Origin of the sequence: Christiangramia portivictoriae DSM 23547, from assembly GCF_000423045.1 — a bacterium.
GTDB classification, from domain to species: Bacteria; Bacteroidota; Bacteroidia; order Flavobacteriales; family Flavobacteriaceae; genus Christiangramia; species Christiangramia portivictoriae.
Genome location: NZ_KE383971.1, coordinates 583134 through 605752 on the forward strand (window position 1 = coordinate 583134; position 22619 = coordinate 605752).

The window sequence follows — 22619 nt, forward strand, 5'->3', positions numbered from 1 at the left end:
TCGAGGGTTTTTTAGTTCAGATTTGTTTTTTAGCGTTTTAAATAATGCGCTGGAGCCTGGTCGTTCAGCATTTTCGCAGCCTGTTCTGCAGTGATGTCCCGTTGAGGTCCTGCAAACATCTCGTAACCAACCATAAACTTCTTAACCGTGGCAGATCGCAACAGTGGTGGATAGAAGCTCATATGAAAGTGCCATTCAGGATGGTCCCTGCCGTCTGTCGGAGCCTGGTGTATACCAGACGAATACGGGAATGATGTTTCAAACAGGTTATCATACTTGGTGGTGAGCTTTTTTATAATATCTGCGAAAGCGGTCTCTTCATCTGTATCAAGATCTGTTATTTGCTGAAGATGTCTCTTAGGAACGATCATCGCTTCGAAAGGCCATACGGCCCAGAAAGGAATTAGGGATACGAATTGCTCATTTTCATCGATAATTCGTTCTCCCAAGGTCAGCTCCTGATTTAAATAATCACCCAGAAGACTGGAATTGTTCTTTTGCCAGTATGCTTTGAATCTCTCAGATTTCTTCAAAATTTCGGTTGGGATGGAAGATTGTGACCATATTTGTCCATGAGGATGCGGATTACTACAACCCATGATCGCACCTTTATTTTCAAAGATCTGGATATAATTGATGTCAGGATTTTTGCCCAGCTCAGCAAATTCGGCTTTCCAGATCTGCACCACTTTTGTGATTTCTGAAATTTCCATCAATGGCAGCGTTATTGAATGATCTGGAGAGAAACAAACAACCTTGCAAATTCCCCTTTCGGTTTCAGCCTTTAGCAAACCCTGCTCAAAATTCAATTCAGCAGTATCCGGAAGCAGAGCGCTGTAATCGTTTACAAAAGCATAAGGTTCAGAATAATTAGGATTAGTTTCTCCGCATGCCCTGCTATTTCCTGGACAGAGATAACAGCCAGGATCATAAGTACTTTTTTCACTGGTTTTAGTCTCTTCGGTTTTGCCCTGCCATGGTCTTTTTGTGCGATGCGGAGAAACCAGTATCCATTCGCCAGTCAAAATATTATATCGACGATGCGGTAATTTGTTCAGTTCTTCATTCATGGGATACCAGTTTTATTATTTCTGTACCGGCTGATGGTGCCACTTCGATTGCTTCAGGGTGAATATTAAATTCTTTAAAGTATGCTTCAGATACTTCCGTAATATAGCCTTCGATGTTTTCAGAATTGATGAGATTAATGGTGCAGCCGCCAAAGCCACCGCCCATCATCCTGCTTCCGTAGATAAATTCTTTATTTTCAGCATAATCAACCAGGAAATCAAGTTCAGGGCAGCTTACTTCATATTGATGCTGCAAACCACGATGGGAAGCGAACATCAATTTTCCCAACGCAAAAAGGTCATTACTGCGTAGCGCACTTGCAGCAGCCTGTACGCGTTCATTCTCCTGCAGTACATATAAACAGCGTTGGTAAGTCTGGCTGGAAAGCACCTGCTGATATTGCTCTAAGAGTGTATGATCAATTTCTCTTAGAGAAGTTATCGTTGGATGTTTTTCCTGAATAATGCGAATGGCTGCTTCACATTCCTCACGCCTGGAATTATAGTCACTATCAGCCAGGTTATGTGAAACCCTGGTATTCAAGAGTAGTAATCTAAAATTTCCAAGATCTGCGGGAATATATTCTGCATCAAGACTTTTGCAGTCCAGTTTGATAAAATGATCTTTCTTACTGAGAACGGATGCAAATTGATCCATGATCCCACAATTGGAACCTACGAAATTATTTTCTGCGCGTTGCGCTAATGTTGCGATCTCGATTGGACTCAAATTAAGTTGAAGTAGTTCATTAAGACCAGTACAGAAGCCACATTCCAGAGCTGCGGAAGAACTAATCCCGGCACCGGTAGGAAGATCGCTGGAAATTATGCAGTCAAAACCTTCCAATTTCTTATGATTCTGCTGAAGTTCGTGAACGATCCCGAGCAGATAATCTTTCCAGTCATTTTGCCTCACAGGAGTGTTATCAAGATAAAATTCAAATCCATTGGTATAGGTATCGCTGTATATTCTGCAGAAGTTCTCTGTGTTGTTTAATCTGAATTTGAAATGAATATGTCTGTCGATCGCAGTGGGCATCACGAAACCATTATTATAATCTGTATGTTCTCCAATAAGATTGATTCGGCCCGGAGAATTAATCATCAACTCCGGTTGAAAATCATGGAAGACCGAAGGCTTCGTAGAAAAAGATCTGATATTTGTCAAGACTTGATTAAATTTGAGTAATTCAAATATAATAAATGTATGGTCTACGTTTATTATTTCAGAAAGAAAATATGCATCAGCAAAACACTCAGCAAAAAGCTTCAGAACTTACAGACCTCTACCAGGTAAGAGAAAAAATGTATGTGGCGACCGATTGTATCATTTTCGGTTTTCATGAGGATAAGCTAAAATTGCTTGTTTTCAAGCGGCAGGTAGAGCCTTTAAAAGGATCCTGGTCTCTTATAGGGAGCTTCGTAAGGCTGGATGAGGATCTCGAGCTGGCAGGACAGAGGGTACTTAAAGAGGCTACCGGCTTGAACGATGTTTATATGCAGCAGTTAAAGACTTATGGTAAACAAGACCGTGACCCGGGATACCGTTGTATTTCTGTGGCACAGTACGCCCTGGTTAGAGTAGAAGATTATAACGATAAATTGGAAAGTCATTTTGGTGCGCGCTGGTTTGAAATTGGGGATCTTCCAGAATTAGTACTGGACCATGGTCAAATGGTTGAAGATGCTCTCGAGCAACTAAAAAGCAACGCACGGTACAGGCCTATTGGATTTGAATTGTTACCAGAAAAATTTACCATTCCGCAATTACAGCATCTATATGAAGCGATCTACCAGAAGCCTTTAGACGCACGAAACTTCAGAAAAAAGGTCTTATCACTTAATGTGCTGGAAAAACTGGCAGAAAAAGATAAATCGACGAGTAAACGTGGCGCTTATTTACATAAATTCACTGAAGAGAATTATTTGCAGTTATTAAAAGCGGGATACAACTTCGAAATCTTCTAAACTCTCAAAAGTTTGTTCTATTTAATAATTGTATATTTTACATTTATTATCTATTTTAGAACAAACTTTCAGGATGGCACAAGATCAAACTCGACGAAAATTACTTAGAAATCTGGGAATTGGAGCAGGCATACTCGCTGTTCCATCATTTTCTTCTGTAGCAGATACCAGCGGTATCGACCTAAAATTGCAGAGCTTCCACTCAAAGGTGAGGCATTCGGTATGTCGATGGTGTTACGCAGATATTCCACTTCAGGAATTTGCGAAAGCCTGCAAAAAATTAGGCATTACTGCCATCGATCTTTTAAAGCCTTCAGAATGGAAAATTGTTCAGGCAGAAGGACTGGCATGCTCCATGGCTACAGATGATTTTATAAGCTTAACCAATGGTTTCAACGATCTGGCAAACCATAAAACTTTACAATCGTCTTATATAGATCTTATCAATAAAGCTGCGGAACATTATATTGAGAATGTCATCTGTTTTTCTGGGAGTCGGCGTGGGATGGATGATGAAACAGGCTGGAACAACTGTGTGAAAGGGCTGCAACCTTTACTGGAACATGCTGAAAGTCGTAATGTTACGTTGGTCATGGAATTGCTGAATAGCAAGGTGGATCATCCCGATTATATGGCCGATCATACAGCCTGGGGAGCTGAACTTGCCAGAAGATTAGACCGTCCTAATTTTAAATTGCTCTTTGATATCTATCATATGCAAATCATGGAAGGTGATATTATTCGAAACATACAGGAATTTCATCCCTATATCAATCATTACCATACAGCCGGAAATCCAGGGAGGAACGAGATCAATAATTCTCAGGAATTAAATTATCCCGCGATTATCCAGGCCATTCAGGACACTAGTTTTAATGGTTTTATTGCTCAGGAGTTTATTCCAACTTATGACGATAAGCTTGCTGCCCTGGAAGAGGCCATCGGGATCTGTAGCATTTAAAACATTTTTTGATGAAACGACTCTGCAAGTTTGCCATAGTTCTAATGCTACTTATTGCTCCTGTGTTTTCAGTTTCTTCCCAGGATAACACCTATGTGGATGATGAGGGAATCATTCGCTGGGAACCTTCCGGAGAAGAAGTTACCGGTTTTGGCGTTAATTACTCAGCTCCATTTGCTCATGCTTACCGATCTGCTGAAAAGCTTGGTCTTGATATAAAAGCTGAAATCGATAAGGATCTTTACCATTTTTCAAGGCTAAATTTCGACCTGTACCGTCTTCACGTATGGGATACAGAAATTAGCGATACAGAAGGCAATTTACTGGAAAATATACATCTGGATGCGTTTGATTATTTATTGGGCGAACTTAAGAAGCGCGAGATCAATTTTGTGATCACTCCCATCGCTTACTGGGGCAACGGCTGGCCAGAACCTGACGAAGAGACGCCAGGATTTTCCAGAAAGTATGGTAAAGAAGGCAGTCTAACTCATCCAGAGGCGATCGCTGCGCAGGAAAATTATCTCACGCAATTCATGAACCACGTAAATCCTTATACAGGGATTGCCTATAAAAATGATCCAAACCTTATCGCGGTGGAGATCAGCAATGAGCCCCATCATCGAGGCAGTCCTGAGCAGGTAAAAGATTTTATCAATAAGCTCGCAAAAGCGATTCAGGATTCGGGTTCTAAGAAACCTATATTTTACAATGTAACGCATAGCGTTCATCTCGCAGACACCTATTTTGGATCTGAAATACAGGGTGGTACTTTTCAATGGTATCCAACCGGGCTTGGCTTTCAGAAAGAGATCCCGGGAAATCTGCTTCCTAATGTGAACGATTATAACATTCCTTTCGAAAATATCATTGAAGATAATCATGCAGCTAAACTGGTGTACGAGTTTGATGCGGCAGATGTAGACAAGTCATACATCTACCCGGCTATGGCTCGCAGTTTTCGCGAGGCAGGTATACAAATTGGGACGCATTTTGCTTATGATCCATCATTTCTGGCCTATGCGAATACCGAGTACAACACGCATTACATGAACCTCAATTATACTCCGCATAAAGCGCTGGGGCTAATGATCGCCGGGGAAATATTTCATCATACCAAACTGGGAGAAGACCAGGGCAACTATCCCGATAACCTGAAATTCGGGGACTTTTTGATTCAGTATGAAAATGATCTCGCGGTTTATAATGCTTCGGAAACGTTTATTTACACGAATTCCAATGCTGAAAAGCCCAAAGCTATTTCAGAATTAAAGGAAATCGCAGGTCACGGTTCTTCTGAAGTGATCGATTATGAAGGAAAAGGAGCTTACTTTTTGGATAAACTGGAAGAAGGAGTCTGGCGTCTGGAAGTAATGCCCGACCCATTTATTATCCAGGATCCCTTCGGAAATAACAGTCTTGAGAGAACACTTGCCGTGATCAAATACCAATCTAACCGAATGAAGATTGATCTTCCAGACCTGGCTGAAAATTTCGAGTTTCGCATGATCAATGTTGCAAAAGCTGAAGTCCAGGAGGCTGAAGCTGGTACGATTTCAGTTTCTCCTGGCACCTATCTACTAAATCAGAAAGGGCAGAATTACGATATCAGAAATTATAAAGGAGACTTTCGTCTGGACCTAGCTGCGTTTGAAGCAGTGGGGGAGTCGGTTGACCGCAGCTATATCCTGCATGAAGCGGCGAACGCCGCCGAGGAGAACCAGCGCCTGACGATTCGTGCAGAGATCGTTTCCAAAGAACCTGTCACCAATGCTGAAATCTGGTTCCAAAACGGAAACATCTATGAGGTCACACAATTGCAGGCAGAAAGTCAATACCATTATTCTGCAGAAGTACCGCAAAATTTGATAGTTCCAGGAATACTGAATTACCGTATTATTTTGGAAACAGCGCGGGGAAAACGAACATTTCCAGGCAATGTATCGGGTAGTCCGGAGAATTGGGACTTCTATTCAGAAGATGTTTATTCTACCCGCATATATAATCAAGATTCCGCTATCTCACTTTTTGATGCTTCTGAAGATAGTGAGATGGTCGTTCATGCATGGAAACCTGGGAATCAGATGGTTCCTCTAAATTCAGTTGAAGATGAATTTCAGGTAAGACTGGATCAGTTATTTTCAGAAGATATAGAGAACAAAAATGCTGCTCCCATTTACGATTATTCATTTCGCTTTAATTTTCAGAAGAAATTGGGAGCAAGGCTTCCAGGAGCTGAGAAAGAACTTATTGTAACCGCGCGCAATTTGCGTTCAGGTAAGGAGAAACTTCAGGTTGCGCTGTTAATGAAGAATGGTGCAGCTTTCGGGAAAATCATAGATCTGGACCAGGATCTCAGGGAGATACGTATCAGGCTTGACGAACTTAAGCCCGTAAGAACAGTAACCTTACCCCGGCCTTATCCCAGTTTTCTGCCATACTATTTTGATCATAAGAATCCTGCTGTATTCGATCTTAGAGAAGTCGAAGCACTGCAGTTCTCCATTGGTCCCGGAATTGATTCTTCAAAGCTTCAGCAGCCCCACGAAATTGGGATTGTAAAGGTTAGACTTCAGTAGTGCATGTATCAAAAAAAAAAGGTCTCATAAAAATGAGACCTTTTTTCAGTTTAACACTTGTAACCAACCATTATCCACATTTAGAGGAGCCGCAATCTTTACAGGTAAGGCAACCTTCCTGGTAAATAAGATTTGAGGAATTACAGTTATTACATTTTTCCTTCTTGGCGACCGTCCCATCTGCGATAAAACGTTTAAGAGCACGTACCACCCCATTTTTCCATGTGTTGATGGATTCACTGTCCAGCTGCAGACTGTTAATCAGGTCTACAACCTTGTCGATAGACATTCCATGACGCAGCGTACTGGAGATCAATTTCGCGTAATTCCAGAATTCGGGATTAAATTTATGCGAAAGTCCTTCAATGGTCGTTTTGTACCCTCGTTTGTTTTCGTATTGGAAATCATAACGTGAAGAGCCGTCTTCGTTTCTCGCTTTGATAATGTAACCTTCGGTTACCCAGCGAGGAATTAAAATTCCTTCTTCATCATCTGCAAACCCGGTAAAGATCTCATAAGGTCTGTCATCCACAAGCCCGATGAACGCGATCCACTTATCCTTATTGTTCTGGAAACGAACCACATCGGCTGTTAGAACTTCTGGTCGTTTTAGCGGGAAGGATCCGGAAGTTTGCTCCTCGGCCTCCTCTTTTTTCTCATCGTTGGAGATCAATACCCCAGATCTGGAACCATCACGATACACAGTAACTCCTTTACAACCAGCTTCCCAGGCTTCCAGGTACAGTTTTCCAACCAGTTCCTCGGTAGCGTCATTAGGAAGATTAATGGTCACACTAATAGAGTGATCGATCCATTTTTGAACGGCTCCCTGCATTCTCACTTTGCTAAGCCAGTCTACATCATTCGAAGTCGCCTGGTAGTATGGGGAAAGTTTCACCAGTTTATCCAGTTCTTCATTGGAGTAATTTTTATCGGTATCATATCCTTTCGCCTTCATCCATTGCTTGAAACGATGGTGGAAAACAACGTATTCTTCCCAGGAATCGCCAACTTCGTCTACAAAATCAACGCGAGCTTCCTTATCGTTTGGATTTACTTTTCTTCTTCTCTTATAAACCGGTAAGAAGACCGGTTCAATTCCGGAGGTTGTTTGAGTCATCAAACTGGTTGTTCCGGTTGGGGCGATGGTTAGAAGCGCAATGTTTCTACGGCCATACTCCAGCATGTCGTAATACAGTTTTTCATCGGCTTCCTTCAATCGTAGAATAAACGGATTGTTTTTCTCTCTTTCTGAATCAAAAATTCCGAAGGCACCTCTTTCTTTCGCTGTATCTACGGAAGCTCTGTATGCTGCCACAGCAATAGTTTTGTGAATTTCTACAGAGAAATCGATTCCTTCCTTGCTACCGTATTTAATTCCTAATCCGGCAAGCATATCACCTTCCGCAGTGATTCCAATACCAGTTCTTCTACCTTCGTGTGCTTTTTTACGAATATTAAGCCATAGATTTTTTTCTACTGCTTTTACCTCGTCATTTTCCGGGTCTGCGTCGATCTTACCTATGATATTGTCGATCTTTTCCAGTTCAAGATCAATGATATCATCCATGATTCTTTGTGCCGCAGAGATATGTTTTTTGAATAGCTCGTAGTTAAAGTGCGCTTTATCTGTAAATGGCTCTTCTACATAAGAGAAAAGATTGATCGCCAGTAAACGACAGGAATCATAAGGACAAAGCGGAATCTCTCCACATGGATTTGTGGAAACTGTTTTATATCCTAGGTCTGCATAACAATCTGGCACAGATTCGTTGATCACTGTATCCCAGAAAAGAATTCCTGGTTCTGCCGACTTCCATGCGTTGTGTACGATCTTTTTCCATAGTCTGTCTGCCTCGATCTCTTTGGAAACCTTTGGTTCTGCGGAAAAGATTGGGTATTTCTGAGTATAATTGGTGTTGTTCTTTACAGCCTTCATAAACTGGTCATCGATTCTAACCGAAACATTGGCACCTGTAACTTTGCCCTGTTCCATTTTAGCGTCGATAAAATCTTCAGAATCTGGATGGTTTACTGAAACCGAAAGCATCAAAGCTCCACGTCTTCCATCCTGTGCTACTTCTCTGGTTGAGTTGGAGTAACGTTCCATAAAAGGAACGATCCCGGTTGAGGTAAGGGCCGAGTTCTTGACAGCCGATCCTTTGGGACGTATATGGGAGAGGTCATGTCCTACACCTCCGCGTCTTTTCATAAGCTGCACCTGCTCCTGGTCGATCTTCATGATCCCGCCGTAGGAATCTGAATTGCCATCATTCCCTATAACGAAACAGTTCGATAAAGAACCAACCTGGTAAGGATTCCCAATTCCAGCCATAGGACTTCCCTGTGGAACGATATATTTAAAATCCTTGATAAGATCGAAAACTTCGTCCTCGGTCATTGGATTTGGATACTTTTTCTCTACTCTGGCGATTTCGCTAGCGATACGTCTGTGCATATCGTTTGGAGTGAGTTCATAAATATTCCCGTCAGAATCTTTAAGGGCGTACTTATTTACCCAAACTCTGGCGGCAAGATCGTCGCCTTTGAAGTATTTTAATGAAGCTTCGAAGGCCTGTTCCTGAGTATATGTCTTCGGAACAACTGGATTTTCCTGTACAGGCATAAAAATGAGATTTTTAGGTTAGAAATGTTCTAATCGACTGGTATAAAACTAGGCATAATTTCCGGACAATTAACAAAGCATTTAGAAAAAGTTTTCAAACAAAAACAGTTAACCAGCTGATTATTAACAAACTAAAAATTTACTAACAATAAAAAGTTGACAAATAATGAAAACATTCAATTTTAAATTTTGAATATTAATACCACTGAGAATCAGTACAAAAAATAGCGGAGTGGCCATGAAAATAAGCCTGAGAGAGCTCATTTAAGATGCAATTTCGAACGAAACTGAGTAAAAAAAGAGGCCTCACAAAACTGTGAGGCCTTCTTTGAATTAACACCTATGAAAATTCAAAATAAAATTGTTTATTCTGTAATAGACCAGATTGAATATCCATTTGCAGGAGCTTCAATGGTCACCGCTCCATTTTCATCGGAGGTAGGGAAATATGATGAATTCGAACTATAATCCTGTAACCTAACATTACTCCAGTTCGAACTTACTGTTCTTCGTTTAGTGCCATTATTGATGCTAATATAGAGAATTAATCCAGGATTTGTACCAGACCCATTTCTTTTCATCACATATTCATCCTGGTCTGCATACAAGATCTCTGTATCACCGGTTGCAAGACTATTATGGATGGCAATTAACCTTTTTAGTTCATCTTTAAATTCTTCATTTTCGTAATCTGAATAGAAGATGGTAGGATAACCAGGGTGCGTTAAAATATAAGCATAAGCTTTCATTTTGTTCGAGCTCATGATATAATTGTCCTCGTTGGAATCTTTTTCAGTATCATGATTCGCGGTAAAAGTAACCGCATCTTCCGGGTTCGTCTTCCAAAGCATATCACTTTCAAGAATACTTAGGTTTTCAAACCTGTCCAGACTTTCCTCCAGTTTGTAGAAGGTAGAAAAATCGAATGCCGGAGATCCTGAAGTTTCGATCCAGTCACGGAGCACATCTGGATTACCATCAAAATTTTCTCCTACAGAGAATCCTCCAACCGCTTCATTCCATTCTTTAACCACCCAAGGTTCGAAACCTTTAACGTAGTCAAATCGCCAGCCGTCAAATCCCATAACGTTTTTGTAATATTTCGCTACTGAATTTTCATCTTTCCATAACCAGTCCTGTACTCTTTCCCTATGGTGATCAAGATTGGTCTCTTCATAGAACAAACTTCCCGGATCGTACTGGCTTACGCTATTTGGATAAAAATCTTCGTACGTTCTATTGAACATCCCTGAAGCATTTCCATTTTCTTCATTAAATAGCGTATACGTATCATAGTCTCTGTAAGGATTGTATTGTAATCCTCCGCCAGAATTGTGATTTAGTACTATATCTGCAATGACTTCAATATCGTTGCTATGGGCTGTAGCGATTAAATTCTCCAATTCTGTTCTTGAACCAAATCTTGTTTCTACCGTTCCATGCTGATCATAATCACCAAAATCGAAATAATCTGAAACGTCATATCCCATTGAATAACCACCAGACTGGCCTTTGGCTGGTGACGGTATCCAGATTCTGTCCACACCGGCTTCAGACCATTCCGGTACTTTTTCTGAAAGATTGTCCCACCATGCAAATCGTGGTTCTACATCCCAGTAGAATGCCTGCATCATCACTCTGTTGCCATTGTCCAGAGAGGCCAGGTCCAGTGCCTGAGGCTCAGATGGAGCAGGAATTTCTGGGTTTCCGGTAATATCATCTGTCGCATCCACGACGTCATCTGAATCGTCACTGGAACATGCACCCATAAAGAGGGCACTCCCAAGCAGCAGGCTGCATAAAAATTTATTCGTATTCATCATTAGTTCAGTTTAAAGAAACAAAAGGGGCTAATTGAATTAGCCCCGATATCATATTGTTTGATTATTCTCCTGCAGGAATAAGAATATATCTTGCAGTAAGGTCATTAAACCAGATGTCATAAACACCTGCAGAAACAGGGATGTTTGGATCATTTGCATTTGCTCCCTGACCGCTTATAGGCGTACTTGCACCCCAGCTTACGTCCCAGGCATTATTTGCTCTGAACTTCAATTCACCGTCGAACAGCTCCACATCATTCATGTACCAGATGTGAGAATCAAAGTCTGATTGAGTCATGTCCATATCGTCGTTCCAGCCTTCATCTGTACCTGTAGTGGCAGTACCAATAATTCCCACCATATCATACATGGTCGCTGCGGAAGCATCCATAGCTTCAAAAGTATAGGTCATATCCTCTGTATTCAGGGACAGCGTGTAATAAGCATCGTCGTCTACTCCAAATGCCGCGGGATCTGATGCATCTCCAGGATTAACTCCTAAAGTTCCATCTGTACCACCCCATTGTGGTTGCCATGCACCAAGCATTTCAAGTAATTTAAAACCTTCCACACCATCTCCACCAGCAAATCTTCCAGTAAAGTTGAAAATGTTGTCATTTTCTGGATCTCTGAACATAGGTGTGTTGTTATTGTTGTTGTTCCATCCGGCAGCTGTAGCGTCTCCTACAAAGAAAAGATTCATTTTTGAAGGATTTTCCTCTTCCTCGATCACAGCTTCAGGAAGTACAACTCTAAGAGACATTACTTCAGAAGTTTCGTTAAGTCCGTTGCTTCCATCGGTTCCGGCATAAGCGCGAACTCTGAAGTAGATATCTCCTGAATTTGGCATCTCGGTCTCAGGATCGTTATCCAAACCTGCTTCCGTAGCCAAAGACATTAACTGGCTAACAGTAACTCCAAGGTTGTTTTCTCCGGTTGTTCCAATGATATTGAAAGAAGAAAAGTCTGCGTCAGATGAACCCTGAAGTTCATAGGTTACAGTTGTTGGAGCATCAAAATCAACTTCACTCCATACAAATCGCTCTGCGATATTATTGGCAGTTTCAGAAGTGAGGGTATAAGATTCAGCAGTTGAACTCAGGAACACGATCCCTTCTGGATCAGGTTGAGCTGTAAAAACCACATCATCATCGTGTTCACAGGAGGTGAATCCTACGAATGCGATCATTATTAATAAGAAAATTGAAAACTTTTTCATTGTTGTAATAGTATTTTATTAGTATCCTGGATTTTGTGTCAAATTCGTGTTTACTCCCAGATCTGAAGCCGGGATTGGCATTAGGTCTCTGAAAGCTTCGGTAGTTGTTCCCTGTGGGACACCACCTTTAAACGGCCATACTCCTGCATCAGAGAATTGTCCAAATCTTATAAGATCTGTTCTTCTGTGTGCTTCCCAGTAAAGCTCTCTCGCTCTTTCTTCCAATAAGAAATTCAGGCTAAGGTCTGATGTTGAGATATTGTTGCTGTCATCATTAAAAGCTCTTTCTCTCAATTCATTGATATAACCCACGGCCGTAGATTCGCTTCCTCCACCGCCTCTAACTACAGCTTCAGCATACATAAGGTAAGCATCGGCAAGACGGAACATTGGGAAATCTGTATCTGGAAAATCTCCTGTAGGATCTGATCCTGCATTTCCATCTACGTCTACGTTCTTGTATTTCGCAACCGCATATCCATCTGTAAAGTTTGAAATATTGGTGATCTCTTTTGATTGACCTTCAGTATAGAAAATAGCTCTTTCATCTGCAATGTTCTCAATATCATCATCTTCATTCTCAAGGAAATCGTTGATAAGGGCAGAAGTGGTTCTTAGTCCGGCCCATCCACCATTGATTCCAAAGTTATCAGGATCCATAGACCCGCCAACTGCTGCATGTATGATAAAGGTCATCCCACCGTAAGCCTGAGTGTTGATTCCGTCGAAAGTGATTGGAAAAATGATCTCATTCTGCGCTCCATTCATGTTGTTATCTGCAAGAAAAAGCTTCTGATAATCATCAACTAAGGTAAATCCTGAGTTGATCACCTTTTCAGTATAGGTAATAACGTCTGAAGATCTGTCTGATCCAGTGTACTTTTCAGCATTCTGGTACAGTTTAGCCAGCAACATCCAGGCTGCAGCCTGATCTGCACGACCGTATTCATTAGCACCTGCAGCTGTTAGTTCGCTCTCTATCGCTAAAAGTTCACTTTCGATATAAGTGAAAAGCTCTGCTGAGTTTGTTTGCTGCGGAAGAAAGGCTCCAACAGGATCTTCTTCAGTTACAAATGGTGGATTACCATATAGATCAAGTGCATGCCAGTAGCTTAATGCTCTCAGGAATCTTGCTTCAGCACGATACACCTGGATATCAGCCTGAATTGCAGCATCCACACCGCGACCTTCGATGACTGAAGTTTCCGTTTGTCTCAAGAACTCATTGGACTGTGCGATCTGGTACATAATTCTGGAATACATTGTACGAATAAATTCGTTTCCAGAGGTCCAGTTCTGGTTATGAAGGTCTTTAATAGTCCCATCATTCCATCCAATCACGGCTTCATCTGTAGTTAGTTCCTGCATCATCCAGTATAAACGCATATACTGAGAGAAACCTTCATCCAGACCTGAAAGATCGGCATCACCGGCAGGTCCATCCTGGCCACTAATCGCAAATCCTGCATATAGTTTAGCCAGAAACTGTTTGTAAGCTGCGGGATCTTCAAAAGCTGAAGCTGCAGTTTCCCTGTTATCCTCAGGAGTAAGTTCCAGATCGCTTTCGCATGACCATAGAACCGCCATTCCGAAGAGAATAAGGAAAGTAGATTTTAATTTATTAAACATAATTCTAGTAATTTTTCTATTATTCATTAAAAAGCAAAGTTCAGTCCAAGTACGAATCTTCTTGATCTTGGGTAGAAGTTATTATCAATTCCACCAAAAACTTCTGGATCAAGGCCGTCATAATCTGTGATCGTAAGTACATTTGTCGCCGTTAAAGAAGCTCTGAAATCAACTTTTTCACCCGGGATCGTGTATCCAATACTTACGTTATCAAGTTTTACGAAATCTGCTGCCTGCAGGTAGTAATCTGAGAAGAACTGACTGTTTATAAAACCAGACTCCAGTACGTTCGAATTAAAGTTCGAGTAATAATCTGAAGGTGTGTTTGTTCCTGCTTCTACAAATCCATTTGCAGACTGCGTGTTGTTATAAATATAGTTTCCAAAACTTCCTCTAAAAGTAAAGCTGAAGTCAAAGTCTTTGTAGTTCATGGTATTGGTAAGACCCATATAATAATCTGGGGTTGCCTTTTTGTAAGGCTGTCTATCTGCTTCTGTGATCTGGTTATCACCATTCACATCAACATAAGCACCTTCAATTGGCTGCCCGGCATCATTATAAACCTGTCTGAATACAAAGAAGGTAGTAGGATCAAATCCTTCTTTCCAAAGCTGGATGTTGTTTCCAGTTCCACCACTAATTCCTCCCTGTGGGATAAAGAAGTTTGGATCGTCCCCTAAAGAAAGCTCTGTAATTTCCAGTTCCTGGAAGGAAATGTTGTAACCCAAAGTCCAGTTAAAATCTTCAGACCTGGCGATGTCTCCGCTAATTCCAACCTCAATACCTTTACTTACAGTTGTACCAACATTGGTTAACAGTTGATCTGAAAGGTTTGCTCCTGCAGGTACTGGCACGGTCGCAATAAGGTCTTTAGTTTCTCTGTAGTAACCATCCACAGAACCACTCAGTCTATTATCGAATAAACCAAAATCGATACCTGCGTTATAGTTGATCAGGCTTTCCCACTTAAGATCCTCATCATACTCTTCTGGACGGATCGTACCAACAAACTGATTTCCAAACTGGTAACTGGCACCACCCTGGCTAGGCGTATACAATCCTAAATATCCATAGTTTCGGCCAATTTCATAGTTTCCTGTTTCACCGTATCCACCACGCAGTTTCAACTCGTTAAGTACTCTTGAATCCTGAAGAAATTCTTCGTTATGGATCTTCCAGCCAATAGAAGCTGCCGGGAAGTAACCCCAACGATTGTCTGGAGAAACTCTTGACGAACCATCGGCACGAATACTACCAGAGATCAGGTATTTGTTATTAATGTCAAAACTAGCTCTCGCGAAGTAAGACTCTAAAGAGTTCCTGTTAATATCTCTTGGAAGCGCTCTGATCTGATCCTGCTCCGTTCCAAAAACATTGCTGGTAGAATAGAATTCCTGATAAGAATGACCGGCAGTCACATCGACATCGGTTTCAAAGAAACCAAGTTCAGTCTTGTAATTTAAATAAGTATCAAGAAGCAGGTTACGGTTTATATTGCTGTAATCTTCGAATTGATCGATGTTAGACGTGTTCGATGCTGCAAATACCGGAGTGAATTTATCACCATCAGCTTCAGCGTAATCGAAACCAGCACTTACTACTGCTTTAAGACCTGTTAAGAAAGGAACTTTATATTCAGCATTCAGATTCGTAATAGAACGTCTGGTCTGGTTTCTGTCTGTATTTTGCTCTAGAAGAGCGATAGGGTTTCTGGTCGCAAGATTCTGTTGCGTGATCTCTCCACCTGAAAGTCGGTTAAATTCAAAGAAACCTCCAAATGGAAGGCTCTCATCGTAAATAGGCTGAGTAGGATCGAAAGCTACAGCAGAACCAATGGCACCGCCGTTCGAAAACTTATTCTTATCCAAAGAGTTCTTTGATGTAAGAGTCAGTTTCAACGAGTTGTCAAAAAGGTCCTGGTTTAAAGAGATATTAAAAGCATTACGCTCATAATAATCTTTTCTGATAACACCAGTTTCAGCAGTATGGTTAAAGTTCAAACGATAGTAGAAATTCCCGATACCCTGAGTAGCTGTAAAGTTATGAATAGCTCCAACTGAAGTTTCGTAGATCTCATCCTGCCAGTCTGTATTGGCATTTCCTAATAAAGAAGGATCTGTACCCGGAGTATTGTTGATCAGGTTTCTAAATTCATCTGCATTTAGTACGTCTACTTTGTCCATAACATTCCCGATGGAAGTTTTCAGATCATAGGTAAACTGAAATGGAGAGTCCTTCTTACCTTTCTTTGTAGTAATAAGAATTACCCCGTTAGAAGCTCTCGAACCATAAATAGACGTAGCCGCAGCATCCTTAAGTATAGTGAAATCCTCAATTTCATTTGGGTTAATAGAGTTAAGCGCGTTTCTTGAACCGGCAACTCCACGTTGATCCAAAGGTACACCATCAACTACGATCAAAGGATCGTTAGAAGCCGAGAGTGAAGAACCACCACGTATTCTGATCGTTCCTCCCTGTCCTGGAGCTCCACCACCCGGGGTGATCTGTACTCCGGCAGATTTACCGGCAATTAGTTGTTCTGGTGCAACGACAGCACCCTGGTTAAAAGATTCAGTAGAAATCTTTTCTACAGCCCCGGTCGCATCCTGCTCTGAGGTAGCTCCGTAACCAATTAAAACAACTTCATCCAGCGACGCCGCATCTTCATCCAGCGTGATATCTATGGTAGACTGTCCCTCGTAAGGTACCTGTTGCGTGACGAAACCTAAAAATGAAAAAACAAGTATATCTTCGTCTGATATGTTTGAGATGGTATAATTACCATCAAAATCGGTCGTAGTACCATTAGTGGTACCCTGAACAATGACGTTCACACCGGGAACCGGAAGGCCTGTGGCAGTCTCTGTCACATTTCCGCTAACGGTGTTTTGTGCAAAAAAGCTCATTGGCAGCATGAACAGCAGAAACAATGTGCTTTTAATTAAATTCCTCATAAAATTATTATTGGTTTTTGATAAAAATTAACCTTATACTTTTACTTCCTGAGGTTAAATGTATGTAAATTCAACTCCAATTCAGGATGAATCTCCGCTATTACTGGGACGAAAACGTTTTCGTGTTGAAAACTTTTTCTTCTTAAGAGATTCATAATCAAATAATGCTAATTTTGCGAGATCAAAAATTTATCCTGCCAAAATCAAGAATATCCTAATAGAATGAAGCCAAAACTTACCCTGAAGAAAATTGCGAAAGAGCTTGACGTATCTATCTCTACCGTTTCAAAAGCACTTCGAGACAGCTCCGAAATTGGTGAGGAAACCCGTGCCAAGATCAAGGCTTTTGCCAAACATTACAATTATAAGCCAAACAATATCGCTCTGAGTCTTAAAAACCGCAAAACCAAGACGATAGGGATTATTATTCCCGAAATTGTGCACCATTTTTTTACCACAGTGATTAGCGGAGTGGAAAAAGTGGCCAATGAAATGGGTTATAACGTTCTGGTATGCCTTTCAGACAATTCGTTCGACAAGGAGGTGCTGAATATGGAAATGCTGGCCAATGGAAGTACCGATGGTTTTATTCTTTCCCTGGCAAAAGAAACCATGCAAAAAGGCGATTATCATCACCTCGCGGAAGTGATCAACCAGGGAATGCCTTGTGTGCTATTCGACCGTGTTGCGGAAGATATTTCCTGTGATAAGGTGATCATTGATGATGTTACGGGAGGGAAAAAAGCAGTGCAACACCTTATAGATATAGGCTGCAGAAAAATTGCTCTTATTTCTACGGTGGATTATGTTAGTGTGGGAAAACTTCGTACGCATGGTTATAAGCAGGCTTTAGCTGAAAATGGAATAAGCATTAATGAAGATCTTATTCTGAAGATAGAGGAGATGGAAGATAGCGAAAAGGAAATTGAAGCATTTCTGAAAGAACGCGAGGTGGACGGAGTCTTCGCTGTAAATGAGCATTTCGCGATTTCTGCTGTAAAAACCATTCAGGATCAGGGAAAAAATGTGCCCGAGGATGTTTCGGTGATAGGTTTTACAGATGGTGAATTATCTAAAAGATTTATTCCAAGTTTAACGACGGTAAGTCAGCACGGGATGCGAATGGGCGAGGAGTCTGCCCGGCTTTTAATAGAAAAACTGGAGCGCACCCCTTCCGAAGAAGATTACTATAAAACTATTATTGTGGAAACTGGCCTGGTGGTAAGAGATTCAACAAAATCCCGGAAATAGTATATTCATTTTAAAAAAAACATATCTTTGCCATAATTGAAATTTATCAGAACTTATATTTTTACTTCCTATCTTTTATAAGTTGTGATAAGTCTTTGTGCTTATCGTAGAACAGTTAAAATCACGATATGCAAAAACCCCGTTTAAAGTTTTGGGATATCTGGAACATGAGTTTCGGATTTCTGGGTATACAATTTGGTTTCGCGCTGCAAGGCTCGACCATGTCCCGTATATTCGAAACATTAGGTGCTGAGAAGGACAATATTCCACTATTATGGATCGCTGCGCCACTGGCAGGTCTCATCGTGCAACCAATCATAGGTTATTTAAGCGATAACACCTGGCATAAGAGCCTTGGTAGAAGAAGACCATTTTTCCTACTTGGAGCCATACTCAGCTCTATCGCGCTCCTGCTCATGCCTTACTCTTCTGCAGTATGGATGGCCGCAGGTTTATTGCTCGTACTGGACGCTTCCATCAATATTTCCATGGAACCATTTCGCGCTCTGGTGGCAGACAAATTGCCAGATTCACAAAGAAGTTATGGATTTGTTATCCAGACTCTTATCATTGGAATTGGAACCTGGGTGGCCAGTAACCTCCCAAAGTTCATGAATAACGTGCTGGATATTAGCAACGAAGCCGCTCCTGGAGTAGTACCAGAATCGGTTCGGGTAGCATTTATCGTTGGAGCTGTGGTATTTATAGGATCTATCCTGGTGACCATCTTTACCACCAAAGAATATACGCCTGAACAAATGCAGAAATTTGAAGACGGCGATGTACCTGAAAAGGATCAGGGAATGTTGAAAACCATTCTGGGAACCTATGCTTTAATGCCGAAGATCATGAAGAAACTGGGTGTAGTTCAGTTTTTTTCCTGGTTTGCATTTTTTGCCATGTGGACCCTCGCAAATCCTGCGCTTACCAGTCATATCTATAACGCTCCAAAACCTCAGATAGAAGAATTCGCTCAGTTAAATAGTGAAGGAGAACTTCAATATGATGCAGAAAGAGTGATCTTATTTCAGGATGACCAGGCGAGACTGGAGTATTCAGAACAGGATAAGAACTATAATGAAGCCAGTGATGATGTAGGATCCAAAATGGGAATCTACGGACTCTCTTCCATGGCTTTTGCCTTACTGCTTACGTTCTATACTTCGAGATTTGCCATCAACCGTAAATTCGTACATATGGGAAGTTTAATTCTTGGAGGAGTTGGTTTTTTATGGATGTACTTTATTCCCGGGGAACCAGAAATGCTTTATGTATGTTTTGTTCTTATTGGCTTTGCCTGGGGAAGTATACTTTCCATGCCTTACGCCATGTTATCCAGTTCAGTCGCTTCTTCCAAAATGGGTCTCATGATGGGTGTTTTCAATATGTTCATTGTAGTACCACAAATTATCGCAGCACTGGGAGGTGTTGTATTTCTACAAAAACTTATTGGGGAAGAATCGATCCACGCCATGACTGTGGCAGGAGTATTCCTACTGTTAGCGGCATTTTCAAATTTATTAATCACAGATAGAAAAGCTATTAAATATGACCCAGCATAGAAACAGTACAAAGGCTGCTGTTATTTTCGATCTCGACGGAGTGATCGTGGATACGGCAAAATTTCATTTTCAGGCCTGGAAAAAACTTGCTAATGATCTTGGCTTTGATTTCACTGAAGAACAGAATGAGCAATTAAAAGGAGTAAGCAGGGTGGAATCATTGAAAAAGATCCTGCAATGGGGAAACATGGAACTTTCTGAAGAAGAATTCAACAGACAGATGGCCCTGAAAAATGAAAATTATCTGGGTTATGTTGAAAAAATGGATGAATCTGAAATTCTTCCAGGAGTTCCTAAGATATTAAAGTATCTGAAAGAGAATAATATTCCTTTTGCTTTAGGCTCGGCCAGTAAAAATGCACGAAGAATACTGAAGCAAATCAACTTATACGAAGAATTTGATGCGATCGTAGATGGAACCGATGTTTCCAAGGCAAAGCCAGATCCGGAAGTGTTCCTGATCGCCGCAGTGAAACTAGGTACGCAGGCACATCATTGTGTGGTATTTGAAGATTCTCTGGCCGGAGTTCAGGCGGCCAATGCCAGCAATATGACCAGTATTGGTATTGGTTCTGCCAGTGTGCTTGGCGAGGCAGATCACGTCTTTAATGACTTCACCGAGATCGACATAGAATTTATTGAAAAATTATTGAACAACGAGTAGTAATGAATCAGGATTATATAAAACCGGACGAATGGTCCATCATTGAAGAAGAATTTGACGCAGGTAGGGTGAAATCCTCAGAAAGCCTTTTCAGCATTGGAAACGGAGCCATGGGACAGCGTGCAAATTTCGAAGAACAATATTCCGGACCAAGTTTCCAGGGAAGTTACATTGGTGGGGTCTATTATCCAGACAAAACCAAAGTGGGCTGGTGGAAGAATGGATATCCGGAATATTTTGCAAAAGTGCTTAACGCACCAAACTGGATAGGAATCAACGTTTTTGTAAACGAGGAACCTTTGGATCTTTTCCATTGCAAGCAGGTAAAAAACTTTCGTCGTGAACTCAATATGAAGGAAGGAACGCTTTCCAGGAGTTTTGAAGCTGAGCTTCCAAACGGAGTTGAGGTAGAAGTAAAAGCCTTGCGTTTTGTTTCTATTGTAGAGGATGAACTTGGAGCGATCAAATTCGAAGTAACACCGCTTAATCAGGATGCTGAGATCAGGTTCGATCCTTATCTTGATGGTAGTATTACAAATACCGATGCGAACTGGGAAGAAAGATTCTGGGAAACCCAGGAAGTGAAAGAAGACTCTGAGCGTGGTTATATTGTTAGCAAAACTCTCAAAACAGGTTTCCACGTTGGTACCTTTATGCAGTCTGAAATTCTACTGAATAATGAGAAAGTTTTAACTGAAGCAACTTCTTCAGTTGGAGAAGATCGTATTTCGTTTGCTTACAGCATCAAAGCCAGAAAACAGGAAACAGCTGCGATCATCAAATATGCAGGCTATGTTTCCGATATGAATCATAAGAAGGAGCAATTGATCGATGCGGCAGGGAAAGTCCTGGATTCGGCTACTTCAAAGGGATTCGAAACTTTAAAAAAAGATCAGAAGGAAGCCTGGGCTTCGATTTGGGAAATGGCAGACATTACCATTGCTGGAGATGTAAAAGCTCAGCAGGGGATTCGATTTAATATTTTCCAACTTAATCAAACCTATTTAGGAGAAGATGACCGGTTAAATATTGGTCCGAAAGGATTTACTGGTGAAAAGTATGGAGGTAGTACCTATTGGGATACAGAAGCTTATTGTATTCCTTTTTATATGGCGACCAAAGACCAAAAGGTAGCCCGAAAATTGCTTACCTATCGCTATAATCATCTTCAAAAAGCCAAGGAGAATGCGGAAAAACTAGGATTTTCCAACGGTGCCGCTCTATATCCCATGGTGACCATGAATGGAGAAGAATCTCATAATGAATGGGAGATCACTTTTGAGGAAATTCATAGAAATGGTGCCATGATCTTTGCGATCTATAATTATGTACGTTACACCGGAGACTTCAGCTATATTCCGGAGAAAGGACTGGAAGTAATGATCGCCATTGCTAGGTTCTGGCATCAAAGATCAAACTTCAGCAAGGATAAAAACAAGTATGTGATCCTTGGGGTTACCGGTCCTAATGAATATGAGAATAACGTAAACAACAACTGGTACACGAACTATCTTGCTAAATGGTGTATCGAATACTGCCTGGAAACCATTGAAAAGGTAAAAGACGGTCACCAGGAAGATTATGCAAGAGTAATGGGGTTAACAAACCTTAATGAAGGTGAACTGTCCAAATGGAGAGAAGTGGCGGAAAACATGTATTTCCCGTATTCCGATGAGCACGGAGTGTATCTGCAACAGGATGGTTTTCTGGATAAGGAGATCATTCCGGTACAGGAACTGGAGAAAAAGCATAGGCCTATCAACCAGAAGTGGAGTTGGGACAGAATCTTACGTTCCTGTTATATCAAGCAGGCAGATGTGTTACAGGGATTTTATTTCTTTGAAGATCACTTTACCAAAGAGCAACTGGAGAAGCATTTTGACTATTATGAGCCGCTTACCGTTCATGAATCGTCGCTTTCTCCATGTGTACACAGCATACAGGCAGCCACGCTTGGCAGAATGGATCAGGCTTACCAGTTCTATGTAAGAACATCAAGGCTTGATCTGGATGATTATAACAAAGAGGTGGAAGAAGGTTGCCATATTACCAGTATGGCCGGTACCTGGATGAGTATTGTAGAAGGTTTTGGAGGCATGCGAGTGGAAAATGATCAGTTATCATTTAAACCTCAAATTCCTGAAAACTGGAATGCTTATTCTTTCAAAGTAAACTTTAGAGACCGCATTGTCAAGGTTTCAGTTTCCTCCAAAGGAACCGAGTTCTTTTTAGAAGGATCAGAATCACTGGATATTTTGGTTAATCAAAAGGAACTTACCCTGGTGCCCAACGAAAAAATTACAGCTTAAACAA

Annotated in this window: 14 protein-coding genes; 7 read left to right on the forward strand and 7 right to left on the reverse strand. The window is 41.1% G+C overall.

The window, feature by feature from the left end; genetic code table 11:
- Positions 1-29 precede the first annotated feature (29 nt).
- The gene (locus tag G529_RS0111155) at positions 30-1070 is read right to left on the reverse strand and encodes a UDP-glucose--hexose-1-phosphate uridylyltransferase (protein WP_026915606.1); all 1041 of its coding nucleotides are present in this window, start codon (positions 1068-1070) and stop codon (positions 30-32) included.
- Complete coding sequence (gene galK, locus G529_RS0111160) at positions 1063-2238, reverse strand: galactokinase (protein WP_051201416.1); 1176 nt, start codon at positions 2236-2238, stop codon at positions 1063-1065. Before galK ends, G529_RS0111155 begins: the two co-directional genes overlap by 8 nt.
- A gap of 71 nt (positions 2239-2309) precedes the next feature.
- Here galK and G529_RS0111165 point away from each other — a divergent pair, with 71 nt between their 5' ends.
- The 3 genes from G529_RS0111165 (at position 2310) to G529_RS15770 (ending at position 6578) form a co-directional block, all read left to right on the forward strand.
- Positions 2310-3038: an NUDIX hydrolase gene (locus G529_RS0111165; RefSeq protein ID WP_026915608.1), complete on the forward strand. Its 729-nt coding sequence runs from the start codon at positions 2310-2312 to the stop codon at positions 3036-3038.
- A gap of 73 nt (positions 3039-3111) precedes the next feature.
- The gene (locus G529_RS0111170; RefSeq protein WP_026915609.1) at positions 3112-3999 is read left to right on the forward strand and encodes a hydroxypyruvate isomerase family protein; all 888 of its coding nucleotides are present in this window, start codon (positions 3112-3114) and stop codon (positions 3997-3999) included.
- A gap of 11 nt (positions 4000-4010) precedes the next feature.
- Entirely contained in the window at positions 4011-6578 is a 2568-nt protein-coding gene (locus G529_RS15770; protein ID WP_035695952.1) for a glycoside hydrolase 5 family protein, read from the forward strand.
- 70 nt (positions 6579-6648) lie between these two features.
- Here G529_RS15770 and G529_RS0111180 read toward each other — a convergent pair whose 3' ends face one another.
- From G529_RS0111180 to G529_RS0111200, 5 genes are all read right to left on the reverse strand, one after another.
- A complete protein-coding gene (locus G529_RS0111180) occupies positions 6649-9204 on the reverse strand; it encodes an adenosylcobalamin-dependent ribonucleoside-diphosphate reductase (protein WP_026915610.1) in 2556 nt (851 codons plus the stop codon).
- A gap of 365 nt (positions 9205-9569) precedes the next feature.
- Positions 9570-11024: an alpha-amylase gene (locus G529_RS0111185; RefSeq protein ID WP_084509786.1), complete on the reverse strand. Its 1455-nt coding sequence runs from the start codon at positions 11022-11024 to the stop codon at positions 9570-9572.
- Between the two features lie 64 nt (positions 11025-11088).
- Complete coding sequence (locus tag G529_RS0111190) at positions 11089-12216, reverse strand: SusE domain-containing protein (protein WP_245566913.1); 1128 nt, start codon at positions 12214-12216, stop codon at positions 11089-11091.
- A 48-nt stretch (positions 12217-12264) separates the two neighbouring features.
- Entirely contained in the window at positions 12265-13875 is a 1611-nt protein-coding gene (locus G529_RS0111195; RefSeq protein ID WP_026915613.1) for a RagB/SusD family nutrient uptake outer membrane protein, read from the reverse strand.
- Positions 13876-13901: 26 nt separating this feature from the next.
- A complete protein-coding gene (locus tag G529_RS0111200) occupies positions 13902-16829 on the reverse strand; it encodes a SusC/RagA family TonB-linked outer membrane protein (protein WP_026915614.1) in 2928 nt (975 codons plus the stop codon).
- Between the two features lie 222 nt (positions 16830-17051).
- Here G529_RS0111200 and G529_RS0111205 point away from each other — a divergent pair, with 222 nt between their 5' ends.
- From G529_RS0111205 to G529_RS0111220, 4 genes are all read left to right on the forward strand, one after another.
- Complete coding sequence (locus G529_RS0111205) at positions 17052-18080, forward strand: LacI family DNA-binding transcriptional regulator (RefSeq protein WP_026915615.1); 1029 nt, start codon at positions 17052-17054, stop codon at positions 18078-18080.
- Positions 18081-18208: 128 nt separating this feature from the next.
- Positions 18209-19642 carry an MFS transporter gene (locus G529_RS0111210; protein ID WP_026915616.1) on the forward strand — a complete coding sequence of 478 codons (1434 nt, stop codon included), beginning with the start codon at positions 18209-18211 and terminating at the stop codon, positions 19640-19642.
- The gene (pgmB, locus tag G529_RS0111215; protein ID WP_026915617.1) at positions 19629-20306 is read left to right on the forward strand and encodes a beta-phosphoglucomutase; all 678 of its coding nucleotides are present in this window, start codon (positions 19629-19631) and stop codon (positions 20304-20306) included. The genes G529_RS0111210 and pgmB overlap by 14 nt, the downstream gene beginning before the upstream one ends.
- A 2-nt stretch (positions 20307-20308) precedes the next feature.
- Positions 20309-22615, forward strand: a complete 2307-nt coding sequence (locus G529_RS0111220; RefSeq protein ID WP_026915618.1) for a glycoside hydrolase family 65 protein — start codon at positions 20309-20311, stop codon at positions 22613-22615.
- Positions 22616-22619: the final 4 nt, after the last annotated feature.

Coding starts and splice junctions, on each gene's coding strand:
- G529_RS0111180 (WP_026915610.1), bottom strand. CDS start 9,204: ATGCCTGTACAGGAAAATCCAGTTGTTCCGAAGACATATACTCAGGAA.
- G529_RS0111195 (WP_026915613.1), bottom strand. CDS start 13,875: ATGTTTAATAAATTAAAATCTACTTTCCTTATTCTCTTCGGAATGGCG.
- G529_RS0111170 (WP_026915609.1), top strand. CDS start 3,112: ATGGCACAAGATCAAACTCGACGAAAATTACTTAGAAATCTGGGAATT.
- G529_RS0111165 (WP_026915608.1), top strand. CDS start 2,310: ATGCATCAGCAAAACACTCAGCAAAAAGCTTCAGAACTTACAGACCTC.
- G529_RS0111210 (WP_026915616.1), top strand. CDS start 18,209: ATGCAAAAACCCCGTTTAAAGTTTTGGGATATCTGGAACATGAGTTTC.
- G529_RS0111155 (WP_026915606.1), bottom strand. CDS start 1,070: ATGAATGAAGAACTGAACAAATTACCGCATCGTCGATATAATATTTTG.
- G529_RS0111205 (WP_026915615.1), top strand. CDS start 17,052: ATGAAGCCAAAACTTACCCTGAAGAAAATTGCGAAAGAGCTTGACGTA.
- G529_RS0111200 (WP_026915614.1), bottom strand. CDS start 16,829: ATGAGGAATTTAATTAAAAGCACATTGTTTCTGCTGTTCATGCTGCCA.
- pgmB (WP_026915617.1), top strand. CDS start 19,629: ATGACCCAGCATAGAAACAGTACAAAGGCTGCTGTTATTTTCGATCTC.
- G529_RS0111185 (WP_084509786.1), bottom strand. CDS start 11,024: ATGAATACGAATAAATTTTTATGCAGCCTGCTGCTTGGGAGTGCCCTC.
- G529_RS0111190 (WP_245566913.1), bottom strand. CDS start 12,216: ATGATCGCATTCGTAGGATTCACCTCCTGTGAACACGATGATGATGTG.
- G529_RS0111220 (WP_026915618.1), top strand. CDS start 20,309: ATGAATCAGGATTATATAAAACCGGACGAATGGTCCATCATTGAAGAA.
- G529_RS15770 (WP_035695952.1), top strand. CDS start 4,011: ATGAAACGACTCTGCAAGTTTGCCATAGTTCTAATGCTACTTATTGCT.